At 35.8% G+C, this 18331-nt stretch carries 11 protein-coding genes; 5 read left to right on the top strand and 6 right to left on the bottom strand.

Features of this window, described 5'->3' with window-relative positions:
* Window positions 1–67 precede the first annotated feature (67 nt).
* Entirely contained in the window at window positions 68–1027 is a 960-nt protein-coding gene (locus DC53_RS06795) for a hypothetical protein (protein WP_131649242.1), read from the bottom strand.
* Window positions 1028–1430: 403 nt separating this feature from the next.
* Here DC53_RS06795 and DC53_RS06800 point away from each other — a divergent pair, with 403 nt between their 5' ends.
* Window positions 1431–4139 (top strand): patatin-like phospholipase family protein, encoded by a 2709-nt coding sequence (locus DC53_RS06800; protein ID WP_081824572.1) that lies wholly within the window; start codon window positions 1431–1433, stop codon window positions 4137–4139.
* Between the two features lie 518 nt (window positions 4140–4657).
* Here DC53_RS06800 and DC53_RS06805 read toward each other — a convergent pair.
* Window positions 4658–5569 (bottom strand): LysR family transcriptional regulator, encoded by a 912-nt coding sequence (locus DC53_RS06805; RefSeq protein WP_033030750.1) that lies wholly within the window; start codon window positions 5567–5569, stop codon window positions 4658–4660.
* Between the two features lie 190 nt (window positions 5570–5759).
* Between DC53_RS06805 and DC53_RS06810 the strand changes: the two genes are divergently transcribed.
* From DC53_RS06810 to DC53_RS06820, 3 genes are all read left to right on the top strand, one after another.
* On the top strand, window positions 5760–6437 hold the full coding sequence (locus DC53_RS06810; protein ID WP_007375605.1) for a glutathione S-transferase family protein: 678 nt from the start codon (window positions 5760–5762) through the stop codon (window positions 6435–6437).
* Window positions 6438–6523: 86 nt separating this feature from the next.
* The gene (locus tag DC53_RS06815) at window positions 6524–7651 is read left to right on the top strand and encodes a zinc-binding dehydrogenase (protein ID WP_033030748.1); all 1128 of its coding nucleotides are present in this window, start codon (window positions 6524–6526) and stop codon (window positions 7649–7651) included.
* 403 nt (window positions 7652–8054) lie between these two features.
* Window positions 8055–8612 (top strand): TMEM165/GDT1 family protein, encoded by a 558-nt coding sequence (locus tag DC53_RS06820; protein ID WP_033030746.1) that lies wholly within the window; start codon window positions 8055–8057, stop codon window positions 8610–8612.
* A gap of 121 nt (window positions 8613–8733) precedes the next feature.
* Here the strand turns inward: DC53_RS06820 and DC53_RS06825 are convergent, their stop codons facing one another.
* The 4 genes from DC53_RS06825 to DC53_RS06840 all read right to left on the bottom strand — a co-directional run bounded on the left by DC53_RS06825 (window position 8734) and on the right by DC53_RS06840 (window position 13643).
* The gene (locus DC53_RS06825) at window positions 8734–10887 is read right to left on the bottom strand and encodes a TonB-dependent siderophore receptor (RefSeq protein ID WP_033030744.1); all 2154 of its coding nucleotides are present in this window, start codon (window positions 10885–10887) and stop codon (window positions 8734–8736) included.
* A gap of 87 nt (window positions 10888–10974) precedes the next feature.
* Complete coding sequence (locus tag DC53_RS06830; protein ID WP_007375609.1) at window positions 10975–11502, bottom strand: DUF6436 domain-containing protein; 528 nt, start codon at window positions 11500–11502, stop codon at window positions 10975–10977.
* A complete protein-coding gene (locus DC53_RS06835; RefSeq protein WP_033030742.1) occupies window positions 11486–12952 on the bottom strand; it encodes a methyl-accepting chemotaxis protein in 1467 nt (488 codons plus the stop codon). The genes DC53_RS06830 and DC53_RS06835 overlap by 17 nt, the downstream gene beginning before the upstream one ends.
* Before the next feature lie 136 nt (window positions 12953–13088).
* Entirely contained in the window at window positions 13089–13643 is a 555-nt protein-coding gene (locus tag DC53_RS06840; RefSeq protein ID WP_033030740.1) for an isochorismatase family protein, read from the bottom strand.
* A 152-nt stretch (window positions 13644–13795) separates the two neighbouring features.
* On the opposite strand from DC53_RS06840, the gene DC53_RS06845 reads away from it, so the two are divergent.
* Window positions 13796–18307 (top strand): EAL domain-containing protein, encoded by a 4512-nt coding sequence (locus DC53_RS06845; protein ID WP_033030738.1) that lies wholly within the window; start codon window positions 13796–13798, stop codon window positions 18305–18307.
* The last annotated feature ends 24 nt before the right edge of the window (window positions 18308–18331 follow it).

The following is an 18331-nucleotide window of genomic DNA, read 5'->3' as shown; positions in this document are numbered from 1 at the left end:
CAAAATTAGTTGACCACTACAAATGGCTGGTGTGGGGGCTGGAGGTTAGAGACCTCCGGCTACCCGATTAGGTTTTATTTGAAGCAGTGATTAGTTTACGAATACTCCTTTTCTTAATATCTTTTTCAAAAGCAACATAGAGCATCAGAAATGAACTTAAAAACATTAAACTAAACAGAATGTATTTAGCATAAACACTACCTTTAGGTACCGATATCTTAGGATATATTTTAGTTGTCTTAAAATACTTCTCTAAATTAACCGTCTCTATATGCTCTGTTTCAATAACCTCTAATTCAGCATTACCATCTAATTCAGGCTTGAATTTAACTTCAACATATTCGCCGTTTATCGGTGCCATATAATTTATTATGGGACGTTCAAACATACCACTTAAAAGCATATAAAAGCTAAATCCCATATATGCTAAACTAATTGCCACTGGCAGAATGTATCCACGAAGTGTTTTTTTTGCATATGGTAAATCTATAAATTTTACCTTTCCTAAATCAGCTATTCGGTGATTCCATGAAATATTATCGATTAAAGCTTTAGTTTTCTTATCATTTATATCACCGTCAATTGAAAATAATGCCTGAAATGAAAAGGACTCCCCCTTTCTAAAAAGTCCAAAATCAAAACAAAGTTCGTTCTCTGACACTACATTTGAAGTTATATTTAAATCATTAGGTTTTGATAAAACTTTACACTCCAGCCACTTCCAATTATCTGGTAATATTGCTGTAAGTTTCTTTTCTATCATAGACGGCGAAATATCTTTTCCACCATCATTTGCTAGATAACCGTTGATAAGGATCACTTTACTGTCTATTTGGTTTTCTTTATAAGTTATCGATAAATTGGGAATTTTACTTGTTACATCATCAAATAGGCCAATAACTTGTTCATACACAAATGATAGTGAGGCTTTATTCTTTGCACTTTTGAGAGCTAAATAGATTCCCCATGCTCCAAATAAAACACTAACAACAATCCCTAAAGCTCCAAAAACATCTGATAATTCCAAAGTTGACTCCATACTTAAAAACCTAACGAATCTGTAGATTAACGCGTTTTTTATTTGTTTTTATTGATAAACAAACCATAGCTGAGTTCCTATTTTGATTCAATCTATTACAGTATTTTATGCAGAATATAAAGTGGGAGTTTGGTGTTGTTTTAATTGCCGTTTTGAAAGGAATTACGGGGGTTTGAGTGGCTTTTTTTAGGTTAAAAAGGGCTTCCCCTTCTTAACGCATCGTGTTTTGCAGTTTTTCTATATTATGAAAAAGGCAATACAGTTGCCATTTACTCTAAAATTAATGTGTATCTGACCATTTTTTTTAATCCTGACAATAGTTGCGTGTTTATTTACATAAAGGCTGATAACATTATCTTGTCTAGCTACATAATTTATGGTGTGAATTAACTTGTCAGTCTTTTCTAATGTGGAATATATAGATCTAAATAATAAAGATATCTTCTTGCTTAATGAGCTTGATGATTCGACGGTTGTGGATGCTATTCAAAAAAAGTTTGATGATTTTTTGAATAATGACCCGATGCTTTCATCTGTATTCACAAAATTAAAAGAAGCTTCAATACCCGCTGTAATATTTGGTGGCTGGGTAAGAGACCAGTACTTATCATGCACTAGAAATGTTGAATTAAGCCCTAGAGATATTGATATCGTTGTTGATTTACCTAAAGGAATATCTTTAGAGTCTATTTTGTCGAAAGATAATAAAAAAACAATGTTTGGAGGATATGTTGCAAAAACAACCATCTCATCGTTGGATATTTGGGATATTAAAAATACATATTTAATAAATTCACTTTCATTGGAATCAAGCCTTACTGTACTGCCATCGACAACTGTATTTTCAATAAACTCTATTATTTTTTATCCTAGCCAGTTACATCAGAAAGCAAAAGTACTCGAGTCTGGCTTTATTGATGCAATAGATAAGGGAACAATTTCGTTTAAGTCATCCAGAGTTCCTTTCCCAACGGTTCAAGTCGCCAGAGCTGTTATGTATTCTGCTAAGTGTTCATTTGAGCTCCATAGTGATGTAAAAAAGTTTATTCATCAGGTATGTATTTCTCCTTATGATGTGGAAACTATATTCGAAGGTATCAATAATTATTGTCCTTCTAAATACAAAGAAAAAGCTAACCATATTTTCACTCAAATATTGAAAGAAGCAGGCCTTGAATATCTCCCGAAAACACATTTTTTTAATCATTGTTGGGGGGTTTTTGAAGGAGGAGGTGTAAGAGGTGCTGCTTTAGCTGGGGCTTATAAAGCAGCTGTCTCATCTGGAATTAATTTTGGTCGAGTGGCCGGTACATCGGCAGGCTCCATTGTTGCTGCTCTAGTAGCAAGTGGAGCAACGCCTGAATTTATTTTAAATCAATTAGAAAAAAAAGATTTTAATGATTTTATGAAAACTACGTTGACCAAAGATAACGCTTTTGGTTCGAAATCATTGTGGAGGCATCTTACTAAGCCTATTAATGGGCTCCCAGGTGAATTGGTTGATATATGGAAAAATTCAGGTAAGTATTCTTCAATTGAAATTCAAACTTGGCTAGATAGGATTTTATGTGAGCAGCTAGGTATAAGGCCACCAGTGAGGTTTTCAGATTTAACAATTCCTCTTTATATCGTTGCATCGGATATTGCAGCAGGTAAACCTCGATTATGGAGCAAAGAAGAAACTCCAAATGAAAGCGTTGCATTTGCTGTCCGTTGTTCAAGTTCTATCCCTCTATACTTTCAACCTGTTTCTGATGGAACGTCACTATTAGTTGATGGAGGTATGATTAGTAATGTTCCTTCATGGGTTTTTTCTACCCCTGAAATGCAGAAAAAATCATCACGAATCCTTTGCTTCAGATTACAAGATACCACCAATTCAGAAATAACTAGCTTAACGGGTTTTATAGAAAGTTTAGTTTCAACAGTCATTAATGGGGGGACTGAGATACAGCTCCAAATGCAAAATAACACTTATGCTGTCAATATTCCTACAGGAGAATATAAGGCTACTGATTTTGACAGAGTCGATCTAGAAGCAAAAAATTGGTTAATAAAATCAGGGTTTGACAGTGTAAAGGAATTTGTCCGAGATGAAAGAATAGCAGTTAGAAATCGGTCGGAGAATATAATTTATAAAGGGTTTGATGAAAAGCTTCTTCTAATTGTTGAGTATCTAAATGAAGCAACTGATGAGGTTTTAATTGTTTCCTCAAATAGCTATTGGCTTTATTTTGTATTCCCTTCAGTTGTTTTTGCTTTAGATCGCGGTGTTAATGTCAACATACTGCTTAAACCCGCGAAACCAGATGATAAAGATGAAATATATAGGCAAAGACTACTTAAAGATATTGGTGCAGGTTTATTTTCTAATGAAGAGATCCCATTTGAAGGTGTACTGTTAGACCGTTTTAACGAACGAGCAATCGCAGCAATTAGTACCGCAGATGGTGTTGTTGGAAGGGACTATCAATATTCAGAGGAAAAAATAAGAGTGTATTCAAATAGATCATATGATTCCCCAATACTGAATGCACTTAACAATCAAATTGAAGCTGATATTTTTGAAAATAATAAGAATGTAAATATAACTATAGAATCAATTCCCCCGGAACAAGTATTTGAAAAATTAAAAGAAATTTCACAGTACAAGAACTCAACATTTACATTGGAATCAGTGTCATTAAGCGATAAGTTAATGACGTTAGATTTGCACGTTAAGGAATATAAGTTGGCCCAAGTGGCTTTGTTGGCAAGTATATTCAAAAAAGCTAACATTGCACTTTTCTCTCCAGCAACTTTTAAAACAAGCTTGGGGGTTAATTCGATTATAACTCCACCAATTATTGAAAAAGTTGGAAGTGAATTTGTTATCATAGAAGGTCACACGCGTTTTTATTATGCGTTAAAGAATAACATCCACTCAATAAAAGCAATTATAATTAATGGAGTTACAGGAATTTTACCTGCAAAACCTAGAGCAATATCTATGCTTAATTTAGTTTCAGATACTCTTGATAAGTCTGAACTATTTGATAATTTTGATAATAATCAAATGAGGCCAATAGAGAGTGTAATGCACCCAGTAGATGATTCTTAACCCTCTCTGTCAGACTAATTGTCGCGCTTCATATTTAACCACTAAATTAAATAGAAGCCCTAAACTTGCCTAGATTCTCATTTAATCCATTAAATAAGTCATTAGCCCTATTAAACCTAAATTACACACATGAAATGGCTGCATGATTCAGTTTTAACTTTTTATTGAGTAGTTTAAGTTTTATGCGAGTAGTTTTTCGCAGTTACTGATATTCGCTCGCCGTTTTCGGTTAAAATTTTTACAGTAACTTGCTTATTATGACAGCCTGTCAAACTCAATAAATTAGACAGCCACTCTAATTAAGCAAGCAAAACGATGGCAATTTAATTTAATTTTTAAGTTAATAATTTACCCTTTGTTGCCGGGTTATTTTCATTTCATCCATTAGATAATAGTGAACGAATAGGTCGCAGGTTAAAAACAATCAATTTAAAATAATAGGATTTTCTCCTAAAAAGGGTAATTACACAGTTTAAGTGCCTAAGAATAAATATAGCGCCCTGAGATTACTCACTTTATTAACTTTCATTTGTTACTTTTATTTTTTGTACTAAAAAATCCACAGCCGCTTTTACCTTTGGTACTAAGTAGCGTTGTTTTTGATATAACAAGTATACGGCCATTTCGGCGCTTTGCGTTATGGTAAGTTCATGTTCAAACGTAAGCTCTTGCAACTTTCCTGACTCTAGATATGAAGCTAACGCCCATCGGGTAGACATTAAAATACCTTCACCGTTGCACGCCTTTTTTGCAAGCCAAGGTCCATTGTTTGAAATAGCGACAGCAGGCCCTGAAACATCATGCCATTGACCATTCATATTGCACAACCAAGGCGTTGGCCCTAATGGAGCTTTAAAATAAAGACCCTTATGATGCTGCAACTCCATCGCGTTCATCGGCACACCGTATTTTTCTAAATAACGGGGTGAAGCGACGGGAATGAATCCATTGTCCATAAGCCTTATTGCAAGTACTCGCTCATTTGGGGCGTAACCGCCACGAATAGCAATATCAACATCATCACGTCCAAGTGTTGATAACTCATCACTTAAACTAACATCTAATATAATTTCTGGGTACAGCTGGCTGAACTCATCAAGTAAAGGAAGTAGGATTTTTTCGCCAAAACCCACCATCGAACTAATACGTAGACGTCCCATTGGGGTAGTTTGGTAACTACGAACAGTTTCATTGCTTTGCTCTAACTGATTTAGTATTTGCTGCATGTCGTTATAATAAATCTGGCCTACTTCAGTCAGCTTCACAATACGGGTCGATCGCTTTAAAAGCGTTGCACCTAAACTTTTTTCTAAATCTGCAACTCGCCTTGATAAAGAAGATGGCGGTACATTAAAAACGTTTGCAGCTTTAGTAAAACTTCCTGTTTCTACTACTTTATTAAAATATCGTATTGCCCGAAGTTGATCCAACTCTTCTCTCCATTAAGTAAATTTGCGAATGCCTTTATTATTGTCTTAAAGGCAAAAGTGATTCGCATTTTCTTTTATATATAACCAAATTAAAACAAGTAATAATGTATTTAGCTTAACGACTGAGATTTTAATTTGCATTTTTGATGCAATTAAAAAGTACCTTCACATTAATAATGGGAACTGATTTATGATTACTTTGCACGGCTTCGCCGCGAGTAACTATTACAACTTAGTAAAACATGTACTTTTGTATAAAGAACTCTCATTTAAAGAACACCTAATTTATAGTGGTAACGATGACTTATTGGCCATCAGTCCGGTCGGTAAAGTCCCGGCTATTACTACATCTGAAGGACTTAATATTTCAGAGTCGAGTGTTATTTGTGACTTTATTGAAGAAACTTATCCTGAAAATGCGTTATACCCAGAAAATGCCGGAGAACGCGCTGTTGTTCGCCAAATAATGAAAGTAGCTGAACTTTATTTTGAATTGCCAAGTAGACGATTAATACCTTATGTATTTTCAGGCACTGAAGCCCCTGAATCACTAAAAGTTGAAGTACGCCAAGTATTAAGCCGTGGCGTTATTGCCTTAAGTAGATTATGTAAGTTTTCTCCTTGTATTGCGGGTGAGCAATTTACAATGGCTGATATTTACGTTTATTACGTTAACACCATTGTCAGTGCTTTTGGCTCTAGCCAACTTGACTGGGATGTACTTGCACAAGTACCTAAAATGAAAGAGTGGAACGATTCGATGAGTCAATCTGCTATTGCCCAAAAAGTAGAAGCGGATCGACAGGCAAATATACCTGAGTTTATGCAAAAGATTAAAACTCAAATTCAAGCAGTGAATCCAAAGTAATATTTTACGCTAAGTGTAATCAAAAAATAACCAATACGATAAAGCGATTGGTTCAACGAACTTAATTATTGACAGGAGTGACCCAAATGACTGATACAAATATTCAACTTACTTCAACTATTAGTGAAAATGGTAAGCTAACACTTGCTTTAAAAAACATCGAAATGCCGCAACCAGGCCCCGATGAGGTTGTTGTTCGTCTTGAAGCTGCTCCACTAAACCCTTCAGACTTAGGCGTTTTATTCAGCGCAGCTGATATATCTACAGCGGTGCAATCAGGTACTGTGCAAAACCCTGTTATTACAGCTGATGTTCCGGCTCAATTTATGCCCACACTTAAAACGCGAGTTGATAAAGCAACGCCAGTTGGAAATGAAGGTGCTGGGACTGTTGTTGCTGCTGGCTCATCGCCCGCAGCACAAGCATTAATAGGTAAAACCGTAGCTGTAATTGGTGGAGGAACTTATCGTCAATTTATATGTGCCAATGTGCAGAGCTGTTTAGAATTAAAAGAAGGGACTACAGCTAAAGAAGGTGCGTCATCTTTTGTTAACCCGCTTACCGCACTAGCAATGGTAGAAACCATGCGCGCTGAGGGTCATAAAGCCATTATACATGCCGCAGCAGCTTCTAACCTAGGTCAAATGTTAAACCGTATTTGTATTGCCGATGGTATTGATTTAATAAATATTGTGCGTAAAGCAGAACAAGAAACACTATTACGTAACATGGGTGCAAAATATATTGTTAACTCAAGTAGCGACTCTTTTCTTTCGGACTTAACGGCGGCAATTATTGAAACGGGTGCAACGATTGCGTTTGACCCCATTGGCGGTGGTCAATTAACAAGTGATATTCTTAATTGTATGGAAGTTGCTGCAACTCGTGATATGAAAGAGCACACTATTTATGGCTCTGACACATTCAAGCAAGTTTATATTTATGGTGCATTAGATCGAGGCCCAATTACGCTAAACCGTAACTTTGGTTTTGCTTGGGCTGTAAATGGATTTTTATTATTTAATGCATTAGGTAAATTAGGAACTAATACAGTAATGGCGATGCGCGAACGTGTTGCAAATGAAATTACTACCACATTTGCAAGTCACTACACACATGAAGTGTCATTAGCTGAAGTATTGCATTTAAAATCAATTGCAGCTTACTCTAAACAAGCAACCGGTGAAAAATACTTAATTAAACCTCAGGCTTAAGTAAATTTCAAAGCTCACTATGGTTTAACTAATTGATTTTAAATATGTAAAAGCAGATGCTATTTATAGCGTCTGCTTTTTATTCATTTTTTAAAATAAAAGCAAACGCCATACTCTTCTTAATATTTACCGAATAAAAAATTTATGGAATAATGCAATTTCTCTTGGGGGAGTAGCCCACTCAGTACTGTCAATTACAATAAATAACTAGTTAGTGAACTAGAGCACTTATATTTTAATTAATTGATAAACGAGTAAACTTATCAACATAATTGCACCTCACGTGCATGGTAAGTTTGTAATGTTGTAGCAGCATTATCGGCGAGACCTAGGTAGGCACTATCCTCATGGCGGGAGATAGTTGTTTGCCTTGGTTTAATATTCCCGCCTGTAAGTAATATTTATGGAAGTTTTTTTCACATCAACCGTCACCGTAGCCTTAGCTGAAATAGGCGATAAAACACAGCTTTTATCGTTAGTACTTGCCGTCCGTTTTCACAATAAAATAGCACTTATTTTAGGTGTATTAGCCGCAACTATTATTAACCATGGCCTCAGTGCTTGGTTTGGAAATTGGCTGAGCAATAACTTTGCAACTCAGTACATGCCATGGATTGTTAATGTTAGTTTTATTGGCGTTGGCCTTTGGCTGCTTATTCCTGATAAGGATGAAAAAATTAGCCATAAGCACGATAAATATGGTGCTTTTTTTGTCGCGTGTATATTGTTTTTTATTGCCGAAGTTGGTGATAAAACACAAATAGCAACCATTCTATTAGGCGCGCAATACCAATCAATTTTGTGGGTTACTCTTGGCACTACACTGGGTATGTTAATAGCAAATATACCTGTTATTTTTGCAGGTAATGCGCTTTTAAGCCAAGTGCCATTAAATACAGTGCGTGCAGTTTCGGCCAGTGTATTTGTTTTACTAGGGTTATATGGCTTTGCTACTATTTAACCTAAACTCCGGAGAATAAACCTATCTCAAGCAGCTATTTCCAACCTTAACTACATTTAATTTAAAACGAAAGCTCAATATTATTGAGCTTTCGTACTTTTATCTTAGAGGTACTTTGGTATTAAAACTGATATTTTGCAGATAAATATACGCGTCTTGGCTCACCAGGAAAATGCCCAGTACGGTCAATAAAGCCACTCGATGCATATTCTTTATCAAAGACGTTTTTAACTGATATTTGCCATGTCCAGTTTTCTACTTGCGTTTTCCAGGCCATGTTATAAATTGTATATGGTTTAACGTGTGCGCCATCAAGGCTTACTTGTTCGTCAACATAGTCAAGCCCTGCAGCTATTGATGAGTTGATGTTTGGTAAATCGTAGCGCGTCCATAAGCCAGCTGTATTTTGTGGGGCATTTGCAAATTTATCAGTGCCTTCTGCTTGCGCAGAAAAATCTTCACTTTGCTCATTAATACGCGTGTCGTTATACGCATAACTTGCGGTTACAACCCACTTGTCAGTTATATCACCCACTATCTCAAGCTCAAAACCATCACTTTGTACTTCACCTAGGGATTCAAGTTGATCAATTCCCGTGTCGTTTTGCAATAAGCTGGTTTGTAATATATTTTTACGAATAATCTGATACGTCGCAATATTAATGGCTAACGAGTCATCAAGTAACTTAGTACGTAAACCTAGCTCTGTAATATGGCTGTTTTCAGGCTCAAATGGTCCACCAACTTCTTGCGACTGGCTTGCTGCATCTTGCGGTAAAAAACCGGTGCCATATAAAGCATAAGGAAAAAAAGTATCGCTAATATTGTAGCTAGTACCTACCCTAAAAGTAACATCGCTATCAGAGAACTCAACGTTAGATACTTTATCCGTGTCTTCAAAATGATCGTAGCGCAAGCCTGCGGTTATATTCCATTTTTCAGTGATATCTACTTGGTCTTGTATATAAATACCTAACCTTTTTGAGTCTGTGCTTATAATTCGCGGTGTTATATTTTCTAAGTCGTAATTAGCCGCCGATGTTAAACCATATTGTGGATCAATCAGCGAGAGTCCAGGTACAGGGCCGCCTTTACTTTGTTGAGTCGCAGTGCGGTACACGGCATCAAATTTTGATGAGTACCAATCAGAGCCCACTAAAAACATATGTTCCATATTGGCTATAGTTGTTTCAGCAATTAAATTAGCGGTAATACTTAGCCCTTCATTCTCGCGCTTTTGATCTCTAAATTCGCGTTCACTCCAATCAACAACACCATCATTATCGGTATCAGACAAGCCACGTGGCTCATGATAGTTTTGTTGCTCTTCATTGGTAAAATAACGAGTCGTAACATCTAAGCTAAACACATCACTTAATTGGTTTTTATACGTTGCTTGGTATACGTCCGCAGACATTTTTTGATAGTCAGTTGCTTCATTATGATTCCAATCTCTACTTGCAATAAAATCACCATTTTCGTCAACAGGCACACCACGTAAACGTGCTCCTCCTAAATCTTGATCTATATTAGTATATTGCAGCACAAGATTAGACTCATCATTAAAATCAAAGCGATAGCCTAAATCTATAATGGTATTATCTTCTGCCGTGTTATATCTAAACGGGTTTTGACTATCTTTGTAAATACCAATTCTGTAAGCTTGCGTTTGCTCATCATTCACGCTACCCGTTGATTCGAATGCGCCACTTATAAAGTCATCATTCCCGATTTCTAATTCAATGGCAGTATTAGCGTCATATTGTGGCTTTTTAGTCATATAATTAATAATCCCACCAGGATTACCGCTTCCATAAACTGCCCCACTGGGACCTTTTAACACAGCAACTTGCTCAATATTAAATAACTGCGGAACAGCAAAGCCATTAAACGGATCACCTTTTACGCCATCATATAAAATTTCGTCTTGGCGAAATCCTCTAAAAGTAACACCCGAATAGCTAAAACCATTTACACCTGCGATATTACTGTATAAATCGGTAATTTGACGTGCAGCTTGGTCACTTATTAAAGCTTGTGGCAATATTTGAATTGATTGTGGTATTTTTTCTAGTGGAGTATTGGTGCGTGTGCCAAATGCTGACTCTGTTGGTCGATATAATGAAAAAGCGCGACCCGTTACTTCAATAGTCTCAATAGCGTTTTCAGCTTTGTTTAATGAATTAAGTGATGTTTGTTCTACTTCACTAGCGATTACGTTTACAGAACTGAAAATAATAGATGTGATTGCAAGAGATAAAAGAGAAAATTTCATTAGAATTAAATAGGCAAAAATACGGTGCGGGCATGATAATGAAAATAAATCTCACTTGCAATAACGTAATTACTTAACGAGGCGTGTTTATGATTCGTTATTTGTGCAATAACAGCCCTTTGTGTCAGTAATTAATAACTCAGAATTAAAACCTGAAGCCAAATTAGTAATGACTGTTTCAACAAAGCCACTCCCCTGTGAACACGCTAATCCTTCAGACAATGGCCCTGCATAAACAAATTGCCCGTGCTTATCTATAATGACAGCAGCAGGCGTAGCAGGTACAACTCGCTTCAATTGCTGCGTTAGTTGAACCTGCACAACACCAAGTCCTTTGCTTTTGGCAAAAGTAGTGAGTGAATTTATATGCGGCTTAGCCTGCGTAAAACAGCCACAACTTTCCTCAGTAACGAGTAGCAGCGACGCTGTATCTTTATTGTCCCACACAATCTGTTGTTTAAAGTCATTAAACCAACTTTTTTGCATAAATACTTTAGCGCTATCAAAAGTTTTTAACTGCCCTAATTGAAAATACACCAGCCCAGTTATAACAACGCTAAACCACACAATGATAAGTATGGCATTCCAATAATTAACCTTATTTAAATTTGGCAATACTTTGCTCTAGCACGTCAATACTGACATGTATTAATTGTACTTTAGAGGTCAGTTGTTGAACTATTTTAGTGTCTTCATATTGATTTTTTCGCATATGATCAGTGCTCGTAGCTATTTGCGAGGTGTTTACTGCTTGTTCTGCAACAACCTGTGATACCGAATTTGTACTTGTAGATACCGCAGCAATTTGCTCGCTCATTGCAGAAATATTCTCTTTCATTGCAGTACTTATATGCGTTAAATCAACAACAAAATCAACACATTGGCTCATAGACTGGGTTGATGTTTTACTGTTATTAACTAAATCTTTTAATGTAAGGCTAATTTTGTCTGTCGTCGCTTTACTGTTATTCGCAAGTGATCTAACCTCATCAGCAACCACAGCAAAGCCACGGCCGTGCTCACCCGCTCTCGCAGCCTCAATTGCCGCATTTAATGCTAATAAATTAGTCTGTTCAGCAATACCTGATATTTCATTAAGAAGACTTGAAATAACATCCCCAGCGGCAACTAAATGATTAATTTGCTCTTCAGTATGATTTAAAAGAGTTAGTAGTTCTCTACTCTTACTGTCAGTTTGTAGCACTTCATGCAGGGCATCACTTGCGGCTTGGGTGATGTTATCTACTTGATGTTTTAAAATCTCACTTTCTTGCTCTACAAGTTTAAAGCCATGCGCAACTTGGGCACCCGAGCTGGCAATATCATCAGTTTGTTGTGTTCGTTGCTGTGCCCCGTCAGCTAATTGAGCCTGTACTTGAATCAACTCTTGAGAGTTACCTTGTAAAGAGTCAGATTGTGTCTGCACTTCTTTAATTACATCAGATAAATAGTCGAGCAACGTATTAAAACCTAAAACAGCTTCACTTTCAGTAGCGTCAGCCCGTAAAGAAAGCTTAATGTGAGCAGGGTCTTGCATTATTTGCTCTGTTGCATAGCTTAGCGATAAACCAGCTCTACGCTCTCGTCGTAATGTTACTGCGATATACCCAGCTACGATTACTTCAACTATTGCATACCCGGCATGGATAAGTACCGTTGTAAAAGCAAGTCTGTCAGGGTCGAATACATACACACCTGTATTTTGAGTTTGTAAGTAATAAAAAGAAAAGTGATGGACAGCGACAAATAAAATTGCAGTTATAAATACACGCCATTGTACAAATACGATTAGCATGGGCATTAAAATAAATATTTCAAAATGCACTTCAATCAGACCAAACGTTTGTTGTATATGCAAAAAAGAAAACATCATAGTTGCTGCTGCAACAATATGTGGTGTTATTTGACTATTTACATTTGTGTTGAGTAACCAAATAGGTAACAAACAAAGTGGCAAACCTACAACAAAAGCTTGCATCAACGTATCAAAATATAAGCCTAAAACTATTGATTCAATAAATAGCAGACTAAATATAATTGTAAATAACCTAGAAACATTAGACATAAAAACCTTACTACTTTTGATTTATAAGTTAAGCCCGATTCATACGTAGTTAAACGCCAATAAGTTCATTGGAATCAGGAAAATTTGGTGAATTTATTTATCCGCTTTATTTTTAATTTAAAGCAGGGTCTATTCATTATTTTATTATAGACAAAACTTCTTTAAATGTTGTCGTTGCTGAATTTTTTACCCATTGAAAAATAACAGTTTCAGCACACGAAATTATAGCACCCGCTTGTTGTAATTGATCAATAGCAATTTGCTTATGCTTTTCATTTCTAGAACCAACGGCATCTGCAATCACAATTACGTCAAACCCGCTTTGTAAAAGATCTAAACATGTTTGCAATACACAAACATGTGCTTCAGTACCAACAACAATTATCTGAGGCCGAGCAAACTGCTTCATACTCGCCAGAAAACCAGGTTCGGCACAGGCACTAAAATGTGTTTTATCGAAATACGTTGCTTTTGGTAAAAGCGCTTTTATTTCATCTTGTGTGCCACCTAAGCCTTTTTTATACTGCTCTGTAATTAAAACGGGTATACCATGTATAAGGCTCGTTTGAGCCAGCTGTAAAGTACAGCTCAAGATTGTAGGAAAACACTCTATCGCAGGTGCCAACTTGCTTTGCAAATCAATCACTAAAAGCACACTTTGTGAAGCATCAATATTGAATACCCTACTCATATTTACCTCATGGGTTTATAACACCAGTATTTAAAAGTTAACTTAATTCAATCACCAAAAAATGTTTGACTCATGTATCTTTCATACGAGTCAAAATTTAAATTTATGCTATATTACAATACTATCCTACTTATTATGGGGCGAGTTTATAAGTGTATTGGAGTAAGTTTTTTTTCCTCACCATCACTGTTTGTTTTCTTTGCATAGGAAGTGTATCAGCTTCGCAAAATTATGCTCAACAGCTACAACGCATCTCAACTGATGAAGGCTTATCACAAAGTTATGCACTGCAATCGATTCAAGATGATATTGGTTACATCTGGATTGCCACGGCACAAGGACTAAACAGATATGATGGTTATCAAATAAAAACCTTTGATGGAGGTTTCGACCTAGACCAAGACTACATTAATAAACTGTTTAAAACCCAAGACGGTCAAATAATTGTTTCTACCGATGTATCTGGCGCATACATGATTAACCCGCTGACCCTAAAAACAGAAAAAATTTATTCGGGTCAACTAGATAAAAAACAAACAGATTTCTCTCCTATATCTAGTATCACACAATTAGAAAATACATTTTATTTTGCGATAAACGAAAAAATATTTAGCTTTAATAATGATCAAAAAAAATTAGACTTAAAAATTGCTCTAAAAAATAAAAATTATTACATCAGAGCTCTCAAAATTTACGACAATACACTCTATATAGGTACAGATAATGGACTTTTTACGTATAATTTAAAAACACAAAGTCTGGCGCCGCTGACAATTCACCAACCTAAAAAAACAACAGTCGACAACAATGACATCAAGTTTTTAACAATTGATGATGACTTAGGGCTGTTAATTGGCACTGTGGAAGGAATGTATCGCATTGCATTTAACACCACTAAACAGATTGATCCTACCCAGATTACCACTCTTATTGCTGATTATAATATTTGGGATTATGCGAACACTGTATATGGTGAGTTTATTGCAACTGAAAGTGGTTTGTTTCAATATCACAGAGACACAACCCAATTAGAATTCATTTTAAGCTTTGATAAAAGCAAATTTAACATCACCGAAAATACAATAAACAATTTAATGCTTGATAGATCAGGTGTACTTTGGCTCGCGTCTCGAACACAAGGCGTACTTACATGGGCAACTCAGAATCGTAGATTTAAGCAAATTACCTTACCTAAAAACAATACCATAAATAAAATTTATCAAGATAAAAATCACATTCTTTGGTTAGGCACCAACGATGGTCTAACTCGCTACAACTTAACAACAAAAGACAGTAAAACATATTTGCAATCAACTGACTCTAAAGCGGTTTATGGTGAATATTCCGTATACGACATTTTTCCTTCTCAGCTTGATGATAAGTACCTCTGGTTAGTGCGGTTTAATGGACTGGATCTATTTGACAAAAGCACCGGCAAAATTATCGAAAAAAGAAACCAGAAAAAAAGTGGCGTGAATGGTGAGAATTTATATGGGTTTTCCCCTTTCAGCTCCGATGTTTTTACCTATATGTCTAGTGAAAACTTTTATATCTATAGTGGAAAAACAGGAGAAAGCAGAGTAATCAATGGATTGAAAGACAAAGTAAACCCTCTAAAGGCTTATACATTTCACCAACCATTGAAATCGCATCCTAAAGAGCTGCTATTGAGCACTGCAAAAAGACTATATCGCTATAATGAGAAAACGCAAAAGCTCACCACTATTTTTCAATCGAACAGCACTAAAGATAATGTTTTTCATACAGTAGAAAATATTTACCTTGATGAAGCTCGTGATACTTTGTGGCTAGCTACTACTCAGGAAGGGCTAATTGGTGTAAACCCAAGTACGTATCAAAGAAAACATTATATAGGCTTAAAAAACACACTGAGAACTGATTCTATCTATTCGTTGCTTGCAGATGATCACAACGGATTTTTATGGGTTAGTAGTAATAATGGTTTATATCAACTCAATTTAGATACGCTTAATACTAATACTTACACAATAGAAGATGGTTTAAGTACAAATGAATTTGAGCCAATTTCAGCCGTTAGACTGCAAGATAATCAGCTCGCATTTGGCAGTAACTCTGGACTACAGGTATTTGATCCATCTGATTTTATCACTACCAGTTCAAAGAGTAGCCTTGAAATTACTGATATAGACCTATTTTCAAAAAGCCTAAGTTATTATCCAAATGAATACACTAACAAGCCATTAATGCTTAGCCATAAAGATATGGGCCTGATGATTAGCTTTTCTATCTTTGATTATCAAAACAAAGACAAAGTACGTTATAAAGTCACTTTATCAGGACCAACCTTGCTTACCTATGATGATTTAAAAGTAAATAAAGTCTTTTTTACTAAATTACAACCCGGCGATTACTCTCTCACTGTATCGGCATACACCAGAGATGGAGTTAATATAAGCATACCAAAAACATTCAACTTTAATGTAGCGTATGCCCCTTGGCAATCACCTATTGCCTATACTGCCTACTTATTCGGTATTATCATCATTTTGTCTTTACTTTTTTGGCAGTATCGCAGTCGCCAAATTGTGATTGGAAAAGCTCACAGAGCGACGATCGATTCGCAAAAGCAAACTGAGCTTGCGCTTAAAAATAATAAAAGCGGTGTATGGAACTATTACTTTAAGGATAACTCTGTAAACACACAACGCGGAAAAGAGCTAGGTTATTTAGACTTACCTAAACGTATTCAACTAGATGATTTTTTAGCCTTGATACATCCAGATGATCGCCGACAAATTGAGGGGCAATTACTTTCATATGCTCAGCAAAACGATACGCTAAGCTTGCAAAATAATTGGCAAGCTACATATAGATTACGCCATAAAACAGGTCATTGGTTATGGTATCAAGACCTTGGCCAAATTGTGTATAAACCACAATCCTCTGAGCCTTTGTATATTTCAGGTATTTATACAAACATTACAGAGCAGCGAGCCAATGAACAACAAGCGGCTATTCTTGGTCAGGTTTTTAGTCAAATAACCGATTGGCTATTGATCCTTGATGATCAACTTATGCCTTTTTCAGCCAATAATAGCTTTATTAATACATTTTCAAACAAAAAATCTATTGCCGAATTAAACCCTAAACTTTTCATTAAAGCGATAGGTAAAGCCAAGTGTAAAGAATATTCAGCAATATTAAAGGCGTTAAAGCCAACACAAAATTGGCGTACAGATGCCTATATCAACACAGCAATAAACAATGAACATCCTATACATATAAGCGTTACAGCAGTAGCAAAAGACACCAATGACGTAAGCTACTACGTTGTCGTTATTTCTGATTTAACCGAACAGAAAAACGCAGAAAACGAGCTTCGCTATCTAGCAAACTTTGATCCCCTAACACGCTTACCAAACCGTAGTTTAATGCATCAAAAAATAGAAAAAGCGATTAATCATGCAGACAAAAGTAATAAGCAATGTGCACTACTATTTATCGACCTTGATAAATTTAAACCCGTTAATGACTCATTTGGGCATGCCGTAGGCGATAAGCTACTTTGTAATATTACAGAACGCGTAACAAATATACTGAGTAACAAAGCAACACTTGGCCGCCAAAGTGGTGATGAATTTTTAGTACTGATAAAGCATGTAGATTCACTAAAGTCGCTTACTGAGACAGTAAAAAAAATTAGCCGCGAATTGGCAAGCAAAGTCATTATTGAGGATTTCTCTATCAATATATCTGCCAGTATTGGTGTTGCCCTTTATCCATTCGATGCTATAAATGCAGATCTACTGATCCGAAATGCTGATGTTGCGATGATGCATGCAAAGCAAGCTGGCAGAAATGGATTTAAATTTTTTAGTGAAGAAATGAATGAAGAAATAAAACAAAAGCTTATTCTTGAAAATGATTTAAAAGATGCCGTAAAAGACAATCGGTTTTTTAATCATTACCAACCTATAGTTGATATAAAAACAAAAACTATTAATGGCGTAGAGCTACTGATGCGCTGGGATAATAAAGGTCAATTAGTGTCACCTGCTGTATTTATCCCTATCGCAGAAGAAACAGGATTAATAGAAAAAATTACAGAGCAAGCAATGAAACGAGCATTTATTGAGCTTGCTCCAATTCTGAGCAATAACCCATTGTTTTATATTTCTTTGAATTTATCACCTAAACATATTTTAAAAGCTAATATAACTGATCGGCTACTCTATATATTAGCAAAATCACAAATATCACCAAGGCAGATCAGACTTGAAATTACAGAAAGTATCTTACTTGAAGACAAGTTTAAAGCAGCTAAACAATTACAAAACTTAAAAGCAGCTGGTTTCAAATTACTGCTTGATGACTTCGGCACGGGTTACTCGTCATTAACGTACTTAAGTCAGTTCCCTATAGATGTAATTAAGATTGATCAAAGTTTTGTTAATAGTATTGGCTTTGATAAAGACGACGAATCTATTATTAAAACGATATATTCGTTAGCTGAAAACTTAGAGCTTTATTGCATTGCCGAAGGTGTTGAAACACAAGAGCAAATGATATTTTTAGCAAATATAGGTTGCCATGTACTACAAGGGTATTACTTTGCAAAGCCAATGAGCGCCAAAGAGTTACGAAAAAATAGTTGTTTTGAAGAAATTTTGGGGTTGATTTAATGTTACTAATTCGTATGCAAATAA

This window comes from Pseudoalteromonas fuliginea, from assembly GCF_000690055.1.
Classification (GTDB): domain Bacteria; phylum Pseudomonadota; class Gammaproteobacteria; order Enterobacterales; family Alteromonadaceae; genus Pseudoalteromonas; species Pseudoalteromonas fuliginea.
The sequence above is the reverse complement of the archived record's forward strand: the minus strand, read 5'-3'. Positions and strand labels throughout refer to the sequence as shown.